21 protein-coding genes are annotated in these 17,436 nt (G+C 64.5%); 18 read left to right on the top strand and 3 right to left on the bottom strand.

Annotated features, from left to right (window positions below; all coding sequences use genetic code 11):
- The first annotated feature begins 133 nt into the window (after positions 1-133).
- The 18 genes from ACS7SF_RS07320 to tatC all read left to right on the top strand — a co-directional run bounded on the left by ACS7SF_RS07320 (position 134) and on the right by tatC (position 13,217).
- Positions 134-1,090 carry an ABC transporter ATP-binding protein gene (locus tag ACS7SF_RS07320; RefSeq protein ID WP_048935321.1) on the top strand — a complete coding sequence of 319 codons (957 nt, stop codon included), beginning with the start codon at positions 134-136 and terminating at the stop codon, positions 1,088-1,090.
- Positions 1,087-1,875, top strand: coding sequence for an ABC transporter permease (locus ACS7SF_RS07315; protein ID WP_439892347.1), 789 nt, complete (start codon positions 1,087-1,089; stop codon positions 1,873-1,875). Before ACS7SF_RS07320 ends, ACS7SF_RS07315 begins: the two co-directional genes overlap by 4 nt.
- A gap of 58 nt (positions 1,876-1,933) precedes the next feature.
- Positions 1,934-2,170, top strand: a complete 237-nt coding sequence (locus ACS7SF_RS07310; protein ID WP_021197529.1) for a BolA family protein — start codon at positions 1,934-1,936, stop codon at positions 2,168-2,170.
- Positions 2,171-2,268: 98 nt separating this feature from the next.
- Entirely contained in the window at positions 2,269-3,534 is a 1,266-nt protein-coding gene (gene murA / locus ACS7SF_RS07305) for a UDP-N-acetylglucosamine 1-carboxyvinyltransferase (RefSeq protein WP_439892346.1), read from the top strand.
- A gap of 19 nt (positions 3,535-3,553) precedes the next feature.
- Positions 3,554-4,243: an ATP phosphoribosyltransferase gene (gene hisG / locus ACS7SF_RS07300; RefSeq protein ID WP_366172771.1), complete on the top strand. Its 690-nt coding sequence runs from the start codon at positions 3,554-3,556 to the stop codon at positions 4,241-4,243.
- A complete protein-coding gene (gene hisD, locus ACS7SF_RS07295) occupies positions 4,240-5,574 on the top strand; it encodes a histidinol dehydrogenase (protein WP_439892345.1) in 1,335 nt (444 codons plus the stop codon). Before hisG ends, hisD begins: the two co-directional genes overlap by 4 nt.
- A 16-nt stretch (positions 5,575-5,590) precedes the next feature.
- Positions 5,591-6,712, top strand: a complete 1,122-nt coding sequence (hisC, locus tag ACS7SF_RS07290; RefSeq protein WP_439892344.1) for a histidinol-phosphate transaminase — start codon at positions 5,591-5,593, stop codon at positions 6,710-6,712.
- Positions 6,709-7,299 carry an imidazoleglycerol-phosphate dehydratase HisB gene (hisB, locus tag ACS7SF_RS07285; protein ID WP_048935327.1) on the top strand — a complete coding sequence of 197 codons (591 nt, stop codon included), beginning with the start codon at positions 6,709-6,711 and terminating at the stop codon, positions 7,297-7,299. Before hisC ends, hisB begins: the two co-directional genes overlap by 4 nt.
- A 67-nt stretch (positions 7,300-7,366) precedes the next feature.
- Positions 7,367-7,990 (top strand): MarC family protein, encoded by a 624-nt coding sequence (locus tag ACS7SF_RS07280; protein ID WP_439892343.1) that lies wholly within the window; start codon positions 7,367-7,369, stop codon positions 7,988-7,990.
- A gap of 11 nt (positions 7,991-8,001) precedes the next feature.
- On the top strand, positions 8,002-8,655 hold the full coding sequence (gene hisH, locus ACS7SF_RS07275; RefSeq protein ID WP_366172761.1) for an imidazole glycerol phosphate synthase subunit HisH: 654 nt from the start codon (positions 8,002-8,004) through the stop codon (positions 8,653-8,655).
- An 86-nt stretch (positions 8,656-8,741) separates the two neighbouring features.
- A complete protein-coding gene (hisA, locus tag ACS7SF_RS07270; protein ID WP_004634607.1) occupies positions 8,742-9,485 on the top strand; it encodes a 1-(5-phosphoribosyl)-5-[(5-phosphoribosylamino)methylideneamino]imidazole-4-carboxamide isomerase in 744 nt (247 codons plus the stop codon).
- A 36-nt stretch (positions 9,486-9,521) separates the two neighbouring features.
- On the top strand, positions 9,522-10,298 hold the full coding sequence (gene hisF, locus ACS7SF_RS07265; protein WP_439892342.1) for an imidazole glycerol phosphate synthase subunit HisF: 777 nt from the start codon (positions 9,522-9,524) through the stop codon (positions 10,296-10,298).
- Positions 10,295-10,717, top strand: a complete 423-nt coding sequence (gene hisI / locus ACS7SF_RS07260) for a phosphoribosyl-AMP cyclohydrolase (protein WP_027680226.1) — start codon at positions 10,295-10,297, stop codon at positions 10,715-10,717. Before hisF ends, hisI begins: the two co-directional genes overlap by 4 nt.
- On the top strand, positions 10,710-11,084 hold the full coding sequence (locus ACS7SF_RS07255; protein ID WP_439892341.1) for a phosphoribosyl-ATP diphosphatase: 375 nt from the start codon (positions 10,710-10,712) through the stop codon (positions 11,082-11,084). Before hisI ends, ACS7SF_RS07255 begins: the two co-directional genes overlap by 8 nt.
- A 48-nt stretch (positions 11,085-11,132) precedes the next feature.
- A complete protein-coding gene (locus ACS7SF_RS07250) occupies positions 11,133-11,504 on the top strand; it encodes a DUF4870 family protein (protein ID WP_439892340.1) in 372 nt (123 codons plus the stop codon).
- 63 nt (positions 11,505-11,567) lie between these two features.
- Positions 11,568-11,819: a Sec-independent protein translocase subunit TatA gene (gene tatA, locus ACS7SF_RS07245; RefSeq protein WP_366172754.1), complete on the top strand. Its 252-nt coding sequence runs from the start codon at positions 11,568-11,570 to the stop codon at positions 11,817-11,819.
- A 20-nt stretch (positions 11,820-11,839) separates the two neighbouring features.
- On the top strand, positions 11,840-12,355 hold the full coding sequence (tatB, locus tag ACS7SF_RS07240; RefSeq protein ID WP_439892339.1) for a Sec-independent protein translocase protein TatB: 516 nt from the start codon (positions 11,840-11,842) through the stop codon (positions 12,353-12,355).
- Positions 12,356-12,416: 61 nt separating this feature from the next.
- Complete coding sequence (gene tatC, locus ACS7SF_RS07235) at positions 12,417-13,217, top strand: twin-arginine translocase subunit TatC (RefSeq protein ID WP_439892338.1); 801 nt, start codon at positions 12,417-12,419, stop codon at positions 13,215-13,217.
- A 70-nt stretch (positions 13,218-13,287) separates the two neighbouring features.
- Here tatC and ACS7SF_RS07230 read toward each other — a convergent pair whose 3' ends face one another.
- From ACS7SF_RS07230 to ACS7SF_RS07220, 3 genes are all read right to left on the bottom strand, one after another.
- Positions 13,288-14,364: an ABC transporter ATP-binding protein gene (locus ACS7SF_RS07230; RefSeq protein ID WP_439892337.1), complete on the bottom strand. Its 1,077-nt coding sequence runs from the start codon at positions 14,362-14,364 to the stop codon at positions 13,288-13,290.
- Positions 14,357-16,168, bottom strand: coding sequence for an ABC transporter permease (locus ACS7SF_RS07225; RefSeq protein WP_439892336.1), 1,812 nt, complete (start codon positions 16,166-16,168; stop codon positions 14,357-14,359). Before ACS7SF_RS07225 ends, ACS7SF_RS07230 begins: the two co-directional genes overlap by 8 nt.
- A gap of 86 nt (positions 16,169-16,254) precedes the next feature.
- The gene (locus ACS7SF_RS07220; RefSeq protein WP_439892335.1) at positions 16,255-17,370 is read right to left on the bottom strand and encodes an ABC transporter substrate-binding protein; all 1,116 of its coding nucleotides are present in this window, start codon (positions 17,368-17,370) and stop codon (positions 16,255-16,257) included.
- Between the last annotated feature and the right edge of the window lie 66 nt (positions 17,371-17,436).

The raw sequence follows: 17,436 nt of genomic DNA, 5'->3' as shown, positions 1-17,436 counted from the left end.
CGACGTCGGTTGGTGCAGTTCCCCTATAATTCTGGGTTTGTCGCTCTGCCGCCGCCATGCGCGGCGTCCGGGGCCGCCTTGATCATGTCGATCCGCGGTCACGAGATGCGCAGGGTAGTTCACTTTGTCGGCCATGAAAGCCATCGAAATCGCTGACGTCCGCAAGCGCTACAAGTCGTTGCAAGCGCTCAAGGGCGTGAGCCTGTCTGTCGAGCAGGGCGAGTTTTTCGGCCTGCTGGGCCCCAACGGCGCGGGCAAGACCACGCTGATCTCCATCCTCGCGGGCCTGAATCGTGCCGATTCCGGCAGCGTGCGCGTGCTCGGCCACGACGTGGTCTCCGATTACCGTACGGCGCGCCGCAAGCTCGGCGTGGTGCCGCAGGAACTGGTGTTCGATCCGTTCTTTACGGTGCGCGAAACGCTGCGCCTGCAGTCGGGCTATTTCGGCCTGACCAAGAACGACGACTGGATCGACGAGGTCATGGCCAACCTGGACCTGACCAACAAGGCCGATGCCAACATGCGCGCGCTGTCGGGTGGCATGAAGCGCCGCGTGCTCGTCGCGCAGGCGTTGGTACACCGCCCGCCGGTGATCGTGCTGGACGAGCCGACCGCTGGTGTGGACGTCGAACTGCGCCAGACGCTGTGGAAGTTCATCTCGCGCCTGAACCGCGAAGGCCACACCGTCGTGCTGACCACGCACTACCTGGAAGAAGCCGAATCCCTGTGCGACCGCATCGCCATGCTGAAGTTTGGCGAGGTGGTGGCGCTGGATCGCACGGCCAATCTGCTGTCGCAATTTGCGGGGCTGCAGCTCGTGCTGAGCTTCTCGAACGGGACCTTGCCAGCGTCGCTGGAAGGTCTGCGGCAGCCGGGTAATCACGGCGAGCGCAGCGTGCGCCTGCGTCTGTCGGGCTACGGCGAGGTCGAGCAGATTCTCTCCACGTGCCGCCAGGCCGGCTGCGAAATCGACGACATGGAGATCGCCAAGGCTGATCTAGAAGACGTGTTCGTGCAGATCATGCGCCGCGAGGGCGGTATCTCCGCCGTACCGCAAACACCCGAGACTGCGCTGGAGCCTGCCGCATGAACGCCATTCCGGAAACGCTGCCGGGCCGCTGGGTCGGTTTTCGCACGCTGCTGTACAAGGAAGTGCTGCGCTTCTGGAAGGTCAGCTTCCAGACCGTGGCAGCGCCGGTGCTGACCGCGCTGCTGTACCTGCTGATCTTCGGCCACGTGCTGGAAGATCGCGTGAAGGTGTTCGATCAACTCAGCTACACCGCTTTCCTGGTGCCCGGCCTGGTGATGATGAGCGTGCTGCAGAACGCGTTTGCGAATAGCTCGTCGTCGCTTATTCAATCGAAGATCACCGGCAACCTAGTGTTCATCATGCTGCCGCCGTTGTCGCACTGGGAGATGTTTGGCGCCTATGTGTGCGCCTCCATCATCCGCGGTCTGGCCGTGGGCACGGGCGTGCTGATCGTGACGACGCTGTTTGCGCATCTGCATTTTGCGCAGCCGCTGTGGATCATCGTGTTTGCCGTGCTGGGCGCGGCGGTGCTCGGTACGCTGGGGCTGATTGCCGGCATCTGGGCCGAGAAGTTCGACCAGCTCGCGGCGTTCCAGAACTTTCTGATCGTGCCGGCCACCTTCCTGGCGGGCGTGTTCTATTCGATTCATTCACTGCCGCCGTTCTGGCAGGCGGTGTCCCACGCCAACCCGTTCTTCTACATGATCGATGGCTTCCGCTACGGCTTCTTCGGCGTGTCCGATGTGCCGGTGGCGACGAGCCTCGGCGTGATGCTGATCGCGCTGGTCGTGGTGGGGGGGATTGCCCTGCAGATGCTGCGCACGGGCTACAAGCTGCGCCATTGATGCGTCCATAAAACCAACACGACGCACCACCCTAACGTTTTGCAGGAGAGGGAAGGCCATGTTGCCCACACCCGAACAAGTCAAGCAGTACATCGAAACCGGCCTGCCGTGCCAGCACCTCGAAGTCGAGGGCGACGGCCAGCATTTCTTTGCCACCATCGTCAGCGCGCAGTTTGAAGGCAAGCGGTTGATCCAGCGTCACCAGCTCGTCTACGCCGCATTGGGTGATCGCATGCGCGCGGAGATTCACGCGCTGTCGATGAAGACGCTCACCCCGGCGGAGTGGCAATCCTGATGGCCGAGCTTGATCCCACTGTTGTTACCGCTGAACCCGATTCCGACCTAGCGCTCGCTGAGCGCCCCACCCAACGTGATCGACGAGACGTCTCGCTCATGGACAAACTGCTGATTGAAGGCAACGGCCCGCTGTCGGGCGAAATCCGCGTGTCTGGCGCCAAGAACGCCGCGCTGCCCATCCTGTGCGCCGCGCTGCTGACGCCTGAGCCGCTGGTGCTGCACAACGTGCCCAATCTGCAGGACGTGCGCACGATGCTCAAGCTGCTGCGCCAGATGGGCGTGGAGGGCACGCTGAACGGCCACGAGGTCACGCTGGGCGCCGCTGTCATCCACTCGCCGGAAGCGTCGTACGACCTGGTGAAGACCATGCGGGCGTCGATTCTGGTGCTGGGCCCGCTGCTGGCGCGCTTCGGCCATGCGCGTGTGTCGCTGCCGGGCGGCTGCGGCATCGGCGCGCGTCCGGTCGACCAGCACATCAAGGGCCTGCAGCTGATGGGCGCCGAGATCGTCATCGAGCACGGCTACATCGAAGCGAAGCTCGCCGATGGCGCCAAGCGTCTGCGCGGCGCACGCATCGTCACCGACATGGTGACGGTGACCGGCACCGAAAACCTGCTGATGGCGGCCGCGCTGGCCGACGGCGAGACCGTGCTGGAAAACGCCGCACGCGAGCCGGAAGTGACCGATCTGGCGAACCTGCTCGTCAAAATGGGCGCGCGCATCGAAGGCATCGGTACGGACCGCCTGGTGATCCAGGGCGTGGAAGCGCTGCACGGCGCGGAACACACCGTGATCGCCGACCGCATCGAAGCCGGCACCTTCCTGTGTGCCGTGGCCGCGGCCGGCGGCGACGTGACGCTGCGCGGCGTGCCGCCGGGCATCCTTGACGCGGTGCTCGACAAGCTGCGCGAAGCTGGCGTGACGCTCACCACGGGCGACGACTGGATCCGCGTGCAGATGACCGGACGCCCGAAGGCCGTCAGCTTCCGCACGTCGGAGTACCCAGCGTTCCCGACCGACATGCAGGCGCAGTTCATGATGCTCAACGCCATCGCCGAGGGCTCGGCCACGGTGACGGAGACCATCTTCGAAAACCGCTTCATGCACGTGCAGGAACTCAACCGCCTCGGCGCCAACATCGTCATCGACGGCAAGACGGCCGTGGTGACCGGTGTCGAGCACTTGTCGGGTGCGACCGTCATGGCGACCGACCTGCGGGCGTCCGCCAGCCTCGTCATTGCCGGCCTGATTGCGCAGGGTGAGACGCTGGTCGACCGCATCTATCACCTCGACCGCGGCTACGACCGCATCGAAGACAAGCTCTCCGCTGTCGGCGCCAAGATCCGCCGCATCCAAGCGTAAGGTAAGGAACCTGCAGGCCATGAACGCATTCCAGTCCGCCTCCAACCAGCTCACGCTGGCGCTGTCCAAGGGCCGCATCTTTGAAGAGACGCTGCCGCTCCTGAAGGCCGCCGGCATCGAGGTGACCGAAGATCCGGAAACCTCGCGCAAGCTGATCCTGCCGACGTCGGACCCGGCGCTGCGCGTGATCATCGTGCGCGCCTCCGACGTGCCGACGTATGTGCAGTACGGCGCGGCGGACTTCGGCGTGGCCGGCCGCGACGTGCTGATGGAGCACGGCATGGCGGGCCTGTATGCGCCCATCGATCTGAACATCGCCCGCTGCCGCATGTCGGTGGCGGTGCCCAAGGGCTTCGATTACGCCAACGCGGTGCGCCAGGGCGCGCGCCTGTCGGTGGCGACGAAGTATCTGAACACCGCGCGCGAACACTTCGCCAAGAAGGGCGTGCACGTCGACCTGATCAAGCTGTACGGTTCGATGGAACTGGGCCCGCTGGTGGGCCTGGCCGATGCCATCGTCGACCTGGTCAGCACCGGCGGCACACTGCGCGCGAACAACCTCGTCGAGGTGGAAGAGATCGTGCAGATCTCGTCCCGATTGGTCGTCAACCAGGCTGCGCTGAAGCTCAAGCGCGAGCGGCTGGCGCCGATCCTCGACGCTTTCGAGCGCGCTTCCGCCAAGGATGCGCTTGTTGGGGAACCCGCATGAGCTTGAGTATCCGTAAGCTGGATTCGGCTGACGCCGGATTCGCGGCGCAACTGCGCCAGGTGCTCGCTTTCGAGGCGAGCGAAGACGAAGCCATCGACCGCGCCGCCGCGCAGATCCTGGCCGACGTGAAAGCCCGCGGCGACGCCGCCGTGCTGGAAGCGACGCAGCGCTTTGACCGTATCGAAGCCGACAGCGTGGCCGCGCTGGAACTGTCGCCGACCGTACTGCAAGCCGCGCTGGACGGTCTGGAGCCCAAGCGTCGCGCCGCCCTGGAAGCGGCCGCCGCCCGCGTGCGTGCGTATCACGAGAAGCAGAAGATCGAGTGCGGCACGCACAGCTGGGAATACGCGGAAGCCGATGGCACCGTGCTCGGCCAGAAGGTCACGCCGCTGGATCGCGTCGGCATCTACGTGCCGGGTGGCAAGGCAGCGTATCCGTCGTCGGTGCTGATGAACGCGATTCCGGCACGCGTGGCCGGCGTCAAGGAAATCATCATGGTCGTGCCCACGCCGGGCGGCGTGCGTAACGAACTGGTGCTGGCTGCCGCCTGCATCGCCGGGGTGGACCGCGTGTTCACCATCGGCGGCGCGCAGGCTGTCGGTGCACTCGCTTACGGCACGGACACCGTTCCCGCCGTCGACAAGATCGTCGGCCCGGGCAACGCCTATGTGGCGGCCGCCAAGCGCCGCGTGTTTGGCACGGTCGGCATCGACATGATTGCGGGGCCGTCGGAAATCCTCGTCATCTGCGATGGCACGACCGATCCGGACTGGGTGGCGATGGACCTGTTCTCGCAGGCCGAGCACGACGAACTGGCGCAGTCGATCCTGCTGTGCCCGAACGCCGAGTTCATCGCGCAGGTGGAAGCCAGCATCAACCGCCAGCTTGAAGAGATGCCGCGCCGGAACGTGATTGCCGAGTCGCTGTCGGGCCGCGGTGCGCTGGTCAAGGTGCGCGACATGGAAGAGGCGTGCGAGATCGCCAACGACATCGTGCCGGAGCATCTGGAAATCTCCGCCGAGAACCCGCGCCAATGGGCCGAGCGTATCCGCCACGCGGGCGCGATCTTCCTCGGCAAGTACACCAGCGAATCGCTGGGCGACTACTGCGCGGGTCCGAACCACGTGCTGCCGACCTCGCGCACGGCGCGTTTCTCGTCGCCGCTGGGCGTGTACGACTTCATCAAGCGTTCGAGCCTGATCGAGGTGAGCGAAGCCGGCGCGCAGATGCTGGGCGAGATTGCCGCCGAGCTGGCCTATGGCGAAGGCCTGCAAGCGCATGCCCGCAGTGCGGAATACCGCCTGACCCCCAAGTCCGCCAAATCCGAATAACGCCCGCCGCACCGCAATGACCGCCGCTCCAGCCCAGCCTTCGCTTGACGACCTGCTCGCCCGTATCGTGCGCGACGACGTGCGTGCAATGGGCGCGTACCACGTGCCCGACGCCACCGGCATGGTCAAGCTGGACGCGATGGAGAACCCGTACCCGCTGCCGGCCATGCTGCGCGACGCCCTGGGCAAGCGCCTGGCCGACGTGGCGCTCAACCGCTACCCGGTGCCCACCGCCGATGCGCTCAAGGCGCAGCTCAAGCGCGTGATGCACGTGCCGGCTGGTGCCGAGGTGCTGCTGGGCAACGGCTCGGACGAGATCATCAGCCTGATCGCCATTGCCGCAGCCAAGCCGGGTGCGACCGTGCTGGCGCCGGTGCCGGGCTTTGTGATGTACGCGATGTCGGCGCAGTTGCTGGGCCTGAAGTTCGTCGGCGTGCCGCTCAAGGCGGACCTGACGCTGGACCGCGAAGCGATGCTCGCCGCCATGGCCGAGCACCAGCCTGCCGTCATCTACCTGGCTTATCCGAACAACCCGACCGGCAATCTGTTCGACGCCGCCGACATGGACGCCATCATCCGCGCCGCACGCGGCCCGGTGTGCCAGAGCCTGGTAGTGGTCGATGAGGCCTACCAGCCGTTCGCGCAGCACAGCTGGATGCCGCGCCTGCGCGACTTCGACCACCTGCTGGTAATGCGCACCGTCTCCAAGCTGGGCCTGGCGGGTATCCGCCTGGGCTACGTGGCCGGCCACCCGAAATGGATCGCCGAGCTGGACAAGGTGCGCCCGCCGTACAACATCAATGTGCTGACCGAGGCCACCGCCCAGTTCGTGCTCGATCATGTCGATGTGCTCGATGCCCAGGCAGCGACTCTGCGGGCCGAGCGCGCCAAGCTGATCGACGCGCTGGCTGCGCTGCCGGGTGTTGAAGTCTTCCCGAGCGCCGCCAACTTCATCCTATTGCGCGTACCCGATGCAGCGGGAATGTTCGATCGCCTGCTAAAACGGCGGGTTCTCATCAAAAACGTCAGTAAAATGCACCCGTTGCTGGCCAACTGTCTGCGCGTGACGGTCAGCAATCCCGAAGAAAACGCGCAATTTCTCGATGCCTTTGCCGCATCGCTGCAGGAAGCCCCATGAGCCGCCGTGCCGAGGTCACTCGCAACACCTCTGAAACGCAAATCCGCGTCGCCCTTGATTTGGACGGCACGGGCAAGCAGACGCTGAACACCGGCGTCCCGTTCCTCGACCACATGCTCGACCAGATTGCCCGCCACGGCCTGATCGATCTGGACGTTTCGGCCACCGGCGACACGCATATCGACGATCACCACACCGTGGAAGACGTCGGCATCACGTTGGGCCAGGCCGTCGCCAAGGCTGTCGGCGACAAGAAGGGCATCGTGCGCTACGGCCACAGCTACGTGCCGCTGGACGAAGCCCTGTCGCGCGTGGTGATCGACTTCTCGGGCCGCCCGGGCCTGGAGTTCCACGTGCCGTTCACGCGTGCGCGCGTCGGCAATTTTGATGTGGACCTGTCCATCGAATTCTTCCGCGGGTTCGTCAACCATGCCGGCGTGACGCTGCATATCGACAACCTGCGCGGCGTCAACGCACATCACCAGATCGAAACCGTGTTCAAGGCCTTTGGCCGCGCACTGCGCATGGCGGTTGAGCTGGACCCGCGTGCTGCCGGCACCATTCCGTCGACCAAGGGCGCGCTCTGATCCACCGCATCGGCCTGGCCGAGCGTTTCTGACTCCCGCTTCTGATTCCTGCCCGGCCACCGATCCCATGGATCTGACCAAGAGCTTTTTCTCGCTGCTCGCGCTGATCAACCCGATCGGCGCGATCCCGTTCTTCATCAGTCTGACTGAGAGCCAGACGGATGAAGAGAAGCGCCGCACCATCAAGGTCGCGTCGATTTCGGTGGCGATCGTGATTGGCCTGTCGGCGCTGCTCGGCGAGCAGATCATCGGCTTTTTCGGTTTTTCGGTCGGCTCGCTGCAGGTGGGCGGCGGGATCATCATGATCATGATCGCGCTGAACATGCTGAACGCGCAGACCAGCCGTACCAAGGCGACGCCCGAAGAAGAGGACGAGGCCGGTGCCAAGGCCAGCATCGCCGTCGTGCCGCTGGCGATTCCGCTGCTCACGGGCCCCGGCTCGATCAGCACGGTGATCGTCTATGCGGGCAAGACCAAGCACTGGTGGGAGCTGCTGCTCCTGGCTGGCGTGGGCGTGGCGATTGCCGCTGTGGTATGGATCGTGCTCCGCGCCGCCGAGCCGATCGCCCGGGTCATCGGCCGTACCGGCATCAACGTCGGTACGCGGTTGATGGGGCTGATCCTGGCGGCGCTGGCCGTGGAATTCATTGTTGACGGGCTGAAAACCCTGTTGCCCGTCCTTCGGGCTTAATAAGTGAAGTCATGACTAAGATCGCAATCGTCGATTACGGCATGGGCAATCTGCGCTCGGTGGCGCAGGCTCTGATGGCCGTCGCTCCCCAGGCCGATGTGCGCATCAGTGCGCAAGCCGACGAGATCCGCGCGGCAGACCGCGTGGTGCTGCCGGGCCAGGGCGCCATGCCCGACTGCATGGCCGCCTTCGACCAATCCGGCCTGCGCGAAGCCGTGCTGGAGGCCTCCCGCACCAAGCCAATGCTGGGCGTGTGCGTGGGTGAGCAAATGCTGCTGGAGCGCAGTACCGAGGCGCGGGTTGGTCAGCAATACACCCCCGGCCTGGGCCTGATCAAGGGCGAGGTCATTCGTTTTGACCTCGACGGCCAGTTGCAACCGGACGGTTCCCGGTACAAAGTGCCTCAGATGGGCTGGAACCGCGTGCACCAGAGCCGGGCTCACGCCCTCTGGGAAGGCGTGCCCGATCAGAGCTACTTTTATTTCGTGCACAGTTACTACGCACGCCCCGCCAATCCCGAAGAATCGGTTGGCGAGACCGAATACGGCGTGCGGTTTACCTGCGCCATCGCCCGGGATAATATTTTTGCCACACAGTTTCACCCGGAAAAAAGTGCGCAGGCCGGCCTGCAGATCTACCGGAATTTCGTGCACTGGAACCCGTGAACTCGGCCTCACAGTCGCAACCGAATCCTTTTTTGCCCGCTTCTTTTCCCATTTAACCCCACCCCCTCAACTTTGTCGTTACGACTATGCTGCTCATCCCGGCCATCGACCTGAAGGACGGTCAGTGTGTGCGCCTCAAGCAAGGCGATATGGATCAAGCCACCGTGTTCTCGGAAGACCCCGCTGCCATGGCGCGGCATTGGGTCGAGCAGGGCGCGCGCCGCTTGCACCTCGTCGACCTGAATGGGGCTTTCGCGGGCAAGCCGCGTAACGAGGCGGCCGTCAAGGCGATCCTCGCCGAAGTGGGCGACGAGATCCCCGTGCAACTCGGCGGCGGCATCCGCGACCTGGGCACCATCGAGCGCTGGCTCGACGATGGTTTGTCGTACGTGATCATCGGCACGGCGGCGGTCAAGGATCCGGGCTTTCTGCGGGACGCATGCACGGCATTTGGCGGCCACATCATCGTCGGGCTCGATGCCAAGGACGGCAAGGTGGCGACGGACGGCTGGAGCAAGCTCTCCGGCCACGAAGTCGTAGACCTCGCCAAGAAGTACGAGGACTACGGCGTCGAAGGCATCATCTACACCGACATCGGCCGCGACGGCATGCTGCAGGGCATCAACATCGATGCCACCGTCAAGTTGGCACAGTCGGTGAAGATTCCGGTCATCGCCAGCGGCGGCCTGTCGAACCTGAAGGACATCGACCACCTCTGCGCGGTCGAAGAGCATGGCGTGGAAGGCGTGATCTGCGGCCGCGCCATCTACTCGGGCGACCTGAACTTTAAGGAAGCGCAAGCCCTCGCGGACAAACTCGGCGCGGCCTAAGCCGCGCTCAACGGGTGCTGCGGCACCCGACTCATCATGCTAGCCAAACGAATCATCCCCTGCCTGGACGTGACCAACGGCCGGGTGGTCAAGGGCGTCAACTTCGTCGAATTGCGCGACGCGGGCGACCCCGTTGAAATCGCGCGCCGTTACGACGAGCAGGGCGCCGACGAAATCACCTTCCTCGACATCACGGCCACGTCTGACGGGCGTGACCTGATGCTGAACATCATCGAGGCGGTGGCGTCGCAGGTCTTCATTCCGCTGACGGTGGGTGGTGGTGTGCGTGCGTTGGAAGACGTGCGCCGACTGCTCAATGCCGGTGCGGACAAGATCAGCATGAACTCGTCGGCCGTCTCGAACCCGCAGCTGGTGTCGGACGCCAGTGCCCGCCATGGCGCGCAGTGCATCGTCGTGGCCATCGACGCCAAGAAGGTGTCGGCCGAAGGCGAAGCGCCGCGCTGGGAGGTCTTCACGCATGGTGGCCGCAAGGGCACGGGCCTGGACGCCGTGGCCTGGGCGCGCGAAATGGCGCAGCGCGGCGCCGGCGAAATCCTGCTCACCAGCATGGACCGCGACGGCACCAAGGCCGGCTTCGACCTCGAACTTACGCGTGCTGTGTCGGATGCCGTGCCGGTGCCGGTCATCGCCTCCGGCGGCGTCGGCAACCTGCAGCATCTGGCAGACGGCATCCAGCAAGGCCACGCCGATGCGGTGCTGGCCGCCAGCATCTTCCACTACGGTGAGTACACCGTCGGCCAGGCCAAGCAATTCATGGCTGAGCAAGGCATTCCAGTACGGATCGGACTATGAGCAAGAAGTGGCTGAACAAGGTCCACTGGGACGACAACGGCCTGGTGCCGGTGATCGTGCAGGAGCAGGGCAGCAACGACGTTTTGATGTTCGCCTTCATGAACCGCGAGGCGCTGCAGAAGACCGTGGAAACCGGCGAGGCCGTTTTCTGGTCGCGTTCGCGCAAGCGTCTGTGGCACAAGGGCGAGGAATCCGGGCACATTCAAAAGGTGCACGAAATCCGCCTCGACTGCGATGAAGACGTGGTCTTGCTCCGTGTCACACAAGTCGGCGGGATCGCCTGCCATACTGGCCGCCACGCATGTTTCTTCCAGAAGTTCGAAGGCAACGTGGAAGACGGCGATTGGCACACCGTCGAGCCCGTCCTCAAGAATCCTGACGATATCTACGCCGGCAAGCCCGGCCACAACCATGAGTGACACCCTGCGCCGCCTGGGCGAGGTGCTTGAATCCCGCAAGCTCGCCAACGGCGGCGACCCGGACAAGAGCTACATCGCCCGCCTGTTCAACAAGGGCGACGACGCCATCCTCAAGAAGATCGGCGAAGAGGCCACCGAGACGGTCATGGCCGCCAAGGACGCCCGCGCCGCCGGCATGACGGACGAGGCGCGCAGCAAGGTCGTCTACGAAGTGGCCGACCTGTGGTTCCACACCATGGTGCTGCTGTCGCACTTTGATCTGACGCCGGACGACGTCGTCAATGAGTTGGCACGCCGCGAAGGGCTCTCCGGGCTGGAAGAGAAAGCGTTGCGCAAGTCGCAGGCGCGCGATGCGGCAGGTGAATAGGGCCGCCGGTGACTGACCAACGATGACGCATCGTCGCAGGGAGGCAGCGTGGACAAATACGGAGCGGCAATGGTGGTGACGGATGACGCAGAGCGCCTGACCGGACTGCGGCGCCTGACGCATATTCTGTATGCGCTGTACGCCATTTACTGGCTGACATTCGGCTGCACCGCTCTGGTCGCCATCATCATCAACTACGTGAAGCTCGATGATGTGCGTGGCACGCTGTATGAGTCGCACTTCCGCTGGCAGATCCGATCGTTCTGGTGGTCCGTATTGTGGGGAGCCATCGGTCTTCTGCTGGCATTCTTCCTGATCGGCTTTGCCATCCTGTGGGTTCTGGGCATTTGGATGCTGTATCGTATTGTGAAAGGCTGGCTGTATTTGAACGACGGCAAGCCGATGTACGCCAACCAGTAACATCAACCAATGGTGCTGCCACCGCTGCGGCGCCACTCGCTGTATTTCACGTGGGAGTAGGACATGGGTTCCTTTAGCATTTGGCACTGGCTGATCGTGCTGGTGATCGTCATGATGGTGTTCGGCACGAAGAAGCTGCGTAACATCGGTTCGGACCTCGGTGGTGCTGTGAAGGGCTTCAAGGACGGCATGAAGGAAGGCGCCGCGGACGACAAGCCGGCCGCCCCGCAACAGACCGCCGGCCAGCCGCCGCGCGAACTGCACGACTCGACGACGATCGACGTCGAAGCGCGCGACAAGTCCAAGCAAGGCTGAGCACCGGCGCACGCTGACCGATGATCGATCTCGGTATTTCCAAGCTGGCGTTGATTGGCATGGTGGCGCTCGTCGTCATCGGGCCGGAGCGTCTGCCCAAGGTGGCGCGCACGGCCGGTGCTTTGCTGGGCCGCGCGCAGCGTTACATCGCCGATGTGAAGGCCGAGGTGAGCCGCGAGATTGAACTCGAAGAACTGCGCAAGATGCGCACCGACTTCGAGCAGGCCGCGCGCAATGTCGAGCAGACCATCCACCAGGAGGTCAGCAAGCACACGAGCGAGATCAACGAGCGCCTGAATGAGGCGTTGGGCGATCCGTCTGCGCAGACAGCCACCTCCACGCCCGACTGGCGCCCCGCGCCGGGCAAGTCGCGCAACGGCCGCAACAGCTGGCGCAACAAGCAGCTCTCGATGCCCAAGTGGTACCGCCAGAAGCAGGGCGTGCGCATGTGGGCGCAATCGGGCGCGGCGCGCGTCAAGCGTCACCGTCCGCCCATCGTTGCCGCGCAGTCGCGCGGGCGTTCCTTTTTCGAATGATTTTCTTGGCGCCGCCCCGCTTTGTGGTGCGGCGCTTTGATCGCATCCCCCTTCAGCCGACATGAGTGCCGCTCCGCTCGATCCGCAATCGCCCGAGGACGGCGCGCAGGAAACCTTCATCTCGCACCTGGTCGAGTTGCGCGAGCGCATCGTCAAGGCCGGCGCGGGTGTGCTGCTGATCTTCCTGGGCTTGGTCTACTGGGCGCCGGACATTTTCAACCTGTTCTCGCGGCCGCTCATTCAGGCGCTGCCCAAGAACGGTCACATGATCGTGACGGACGTCACCGGCTCGTTCTTCGTGCCGATGAAGGTGACGCTGCTGGCCGCCTTCCTGATCGCGCTGCCTTGGGTGCTGTACCAGATCTGGCGCTTCGTGGCGCCGGGGCTGTACGCGCACGAAAAGCGCATGATCATGCCGCTGGTGGTGAGCACCTACGTGCTGTTCCTCTGCGGCGTGGCATTCGCGTATTTCCTCGTCTTTCCGACGGTGTTCAAGGTGATGGCGCACTACAACGCGCCATTGGGTGCCGAGATGTCGACCGACATCGACAAGTACCTCAGCTTTGCCATGACCACGTTCCTCGCCTTCGGCATCACTTTCGAGGTGCCGGTGGTGGTGATGGTGCTGGTGCGCTTTGGCATCGTCAGCCTGGACAAGCTGCGCCAAGCGCGGCCGTACGTGGTGGTGGGCGCGTTCATCATTGCCGCGGTGGTGACGCCGCCGGATGTGATGTCGCAGTTGCTGCTGGCCGTGCCGCTGTGGCTGCTGTATGAACTGGGGCTGATTCTGGCGGCGATCTTCCTGCGCAAGACCGCGGCGCCCGAGGCCGATCCGGAACACCTGCCGGTGGTGAAGGACTGATCGGAGGATCGCAAAAAGAAAAGGCAGCCGAGGCTGCCTTTTTTATTGCCGTTGAAACCGCTGAAGCTGCTTACGCCGCGTACAACCAGAACTGCTCGCGCGGGAAGGTCAGCGCGTACTGGCCGTCGGTCGGCGCGCTGCTAGCGTAGGCGCGCAGGCCCGTGCCCGTGGCGCCGCTGGCGCGGAACAGGCATTCCCAGCGGTCGCCCAGGTACATGCGGGTCGCCAGCGGCAGGCGGATGGTGTTGTCGGCGTTATCCACGCCTACGCGCACCTGCTCCAGGCGGATCACGCCATGCGCTGACGCACCCGGCTTCAGATCACCACGTGCCACACCCCACAGCGACCAGCCGCCTGCCTCATCCACCAGACGCGCCATGCCATCGCGCACCTCGGCGATCTTGCCGTTGACGCGGTTGTTGCTGCCCATGAACTCGGCGGTGAAAAGCGTCTCGGGCGCGCCGTACATCTGCTCGGGCGTGCCTTGCTGTTCGATCACGCCGTTGTTCAGCAGCAGGATGCGGTCGGACATGGCCATCGCTTCGCTCTGGTCGTGGGTGACCATCAACGCGGAGAGCCCCAGGCGCACGATCAGCTCGCGCAGGAAGGCGCGGGCCTCTTCGCGCAGCTTGGCATCGAGGTTCGAGAGCGGCTCGTCGAGCAGGATCACGGGCGGGTTGTAGACCAGCGCACGGGCAATCGCCACGCGCTGCTGCTGGCCGCCGGAGAGCTGGCTCGGGAAGCGCTCGCCCAGATGACCGAGGCCCAGTTGCTGCAGCACGGCCTGCACGCGTTCCTTGATCTGCGCGGACGGCGTCTTGCGCAGCTTGAGCGGGTAGGCGACGTTCTCGGCCACGGTCTTGTGCGGCCACAGCGCGTAGGACTGGAATACCAGGCCCAGGTTGCGCCCCTCGGCTGGCACATCCAACTTCTTGGTGCCGTCGAACATGACGCGGTCGCCGATCTGGACGGTGCCCTGGCTGGCTTGTTCCAGGCCGGCGACGGCGCGCAGCAGCGTGGTCTTGCCCGAGCCCGACGGGCCCAGCAGCGAGACGACCTCGCCCTTCTGCAGCTGCATCGAGACACCCTTGAGCACCGGGTTGTTGCCGTATTGCAGGTGCAGGTCGTTGACAGTGAGTTCAATCATGGAGCTTTACCCCGAAACGCAGTGCGATGCCGAGGCCGACGGCCACCAGCACGATATTGACGAAGGACAGCGCGGCGACGATATCGATGGCGCCGCCCGCCCACAGGGAAACCAGCATCGAGCCGATCGTCTCGGTGCCCGGCGAGAGCAGGTACACACCGGTTGAGTACTCGCGCTCGAAAATCAGGAAGATCAGCAGCCAGGCGCCGAGCAGGCCGTAGCGCGTGAGCGGCACGGTGACGTCGCGCGTGGTGCGGGCGCGGGTGGCACCCACCGAGCGCGCGGCTTCTTCCAGTTCTGGGCCGACCTGCAGCAGCGCGGCCGAGATCAGGCGCAGGCCGTAGGCCATCCACACCACCGTGTACGCGATCCACACGCTGAAGATCGTGCTGCGCAGGTCGCGCAGGCTCGGCACGACGTGCTCGATGATCCAGTTGGCGAACGGCACGCTGCTGTCGGTCAGGGCGGTCTCGACCCAGTTCGGCACGAACAGGAACACCCACAGGAAGGCCAGACCGGCCAGCAGACCCGGAATGGCGCGGGGCACCAGCACGCTGTAGTCGAGGAAGCGCGTCCAACCGTCGGGCTTGCGGTGCATGGCCAGGCCGATGCAGGTGTAGCAGGCCACGGCGATGGCGCCGCCGATCACGCCGATCAGCACCGTGTTGACCATCGCGCGCAGGAACTGCGGCTGATCGAAGATCTGGTGGAACGCGGTGAGCGACACGGCTTGCGTCAGCGACACGCCTTCGCCCCAGTTCGACACGAATGCGCGCAGTGCAATGCCCGACAGCGGCACCACCACCGAGACGAAGAACCAGAACACCACGATCGCCCAGGCGGGCCAGCGCCACTTGCCTAGCGGCAGCGGGCGGCTGCGCGTGACCTTGCCCTTGACCGTGACGAAGCGGTTGGCCGAGCGCAGCATGTAGCGTTGCAGCAGCACCAGCGGGAACGTCACCATCACCAGGCAGACCGCCACGGCCGCCATCAGGTGATAGGCCGGCGTGCCGAGCTTGTTGGTCAGCTTGTACAGGTACGTGGCCAGCACCAAGTGGCCTTCCGGATCGCCCAACACGAGCACCAGACCGAACACCTCGAAGCCCAGGAAGATCACCAGCACGGCCGCGTACAGCAGCGCGGGGCGCACCATCGGCAGGCTCACGTTGAGCGCCACCGACAGCGGCGATGCACCCGCAATGCGCGCGGCTTCTTCCACATCCGAACCGAGGCTGCGCAGCGCCGATGAGACATACAGATACACGTGCGGCACGTGCGTCAGACCCGCAATGATTATGATGCTGGTGAACGAATACACGTTCCACGGCGCGCCACCGAAGAGTTGCTTGAACCAGATCGTGTAGAAGCCGACCGGGCCGGCCGACACCACATAGCCGAACGCCAGCACCATCGGCGAGACGAACACAGGGATCATCAGCAGCGGCTCGATGATGCGGCGGCCCGGCAGGTCAGAGCGCACCATCAGGAACGCCAGGATGCCGCCCAGCGGCACCGAGATCACCGCCAAGCCGAGGGCCAGCGCGGCGGACTTTTCGAACGCGTGCCAGAAGTCCGGATCATCGAAGATGAAGCGGTACGCATCGAGCCCCGCCAGTGCGTCCGGCATGAAGAACGGCGCAGAGAGAAAGCTCTGGTAGAAGATCAGCGCCAGCGGCGTGAAAATCGCCAGCGCGGTAAGCAGGATGACCACACCGCGCGGCAAAGCCTGTCCCACACGCGTCCAGGGCGAGCGCTTGGGGAGGGCTTGGGCAGCGGCGGCACGGTCTTGCGCTAGGGAACGCATGGTGCCTCCAGGAGGGGCCGGCGCCTGATACGGGCGGCGCCGGAGTTTGGTCAGATGAAGTGAGTCGTGATCAGCAAGTCAGCAGATCAGCGGCCGGCGGCGGTGCGCCATTGCTTGATGAAGTCCAGGCGCTTCTTCGGCTCCAAGAAGGTCAGGATCGACTCATCCACCGGAATCGGCTTGATGGTGTTGCCGAGAATCTTCTTCAGGCCAGCGGCGGTGGCTTCGCCCGTCACGTCGTCGCGCAGCGAGTGCAGGTCCGACTTGTTGGCGAGGATGTCCTGGCCGCGCTTGGACAGGATGTAATCGAGCCACAGCTTGGCGGCGTTCGGGTTCTTCGCCTTCTTGGCGATCATCGCCACGCGCGAGACCACCAGCGTGTAGTCCTTCGGATACACGATGCCGATCGACGGGTCCTTCTTGGCGCGCGCCAGCGCGTACGAGCCGAGGATGTTGTAGGCGATCAGGTTTTCGCCCGAGGCCACGCGCTCCATCATCGTGCCGGTGGACGACTGCAGCACCAGGTTGGGCCCCACCGCCTTGATGAAGTCGAAGTACTGCGGCGAATCCTGGTTGTCCTGCGCCGCCATCATGAAGCCCACGGCGGACTTCTCGATGTCGTACGTCGTGACCTTGTTCTTGAAGCGGTCGCCCTGGCTGCCGACCAGCTTGGCGAGGTCGGCGTGCGTCTGCGGGACTTCGCTGTCCTTGATCAGGCGCTTGTTGTACAGGAACACAGCCGGCTCGTACGTCGTGCCGTAGGCTAGGCCCTTGTAGATGGCCCACTTCGGCAGGCTTGGGACTTCGGGCGAGTCGTACTTCAGGGCGTAGGTCTGCGCGAGCTTGAGCTGCGAGTCCATCGACGAGTTCCACATCATGTCAGCCGAGGCGCCGCCGGCGGCCTGCTCGCTGATGAAGCGGTTGTACAGCTCGCTGCTGTTCATGTCGTTGTACTCGACCTTCACGCCAGGGTAGAGCGACTCAAAATCCTTGATCAGCGGGTCCGCAGCCTTGGTGTCGGTCGTGGCGTAGACGACGACCTTGCCTTCCTTCTTGGCGGCGGCGATGGTGTCGGCGTAGTTGGCCGGGTAGCCAGCCGGAACTTGGGCGAAGGCAGCGTTGCTGAGGGTCAGCGCGGCAGCGGCAATGGAAGCGAGGGCGGTCTGCGCGATGGGCGCAGGCAGAAAGCGGCCACGAAGCATGGGTTTGTCTCCTGTTTGCTTGTGATGGTGTGGGGCCGACTGCTTATGGTGTGCAGTTCAGACGGA

This window comes from Ralstonia sp. 25C, from assembly GCF_051904805.1.
Classification (GTDB): Bacteria; Pseudomonadota; Gammaproteobacteria; order Burkholderiales; family Burkholderiaceae; genus Ralstonia.
The sequence above is the reverse complement of the archived record's forward strand: the minus strand, read 5'-3'. Positions and strand labels throughout refer to the sequence as shown.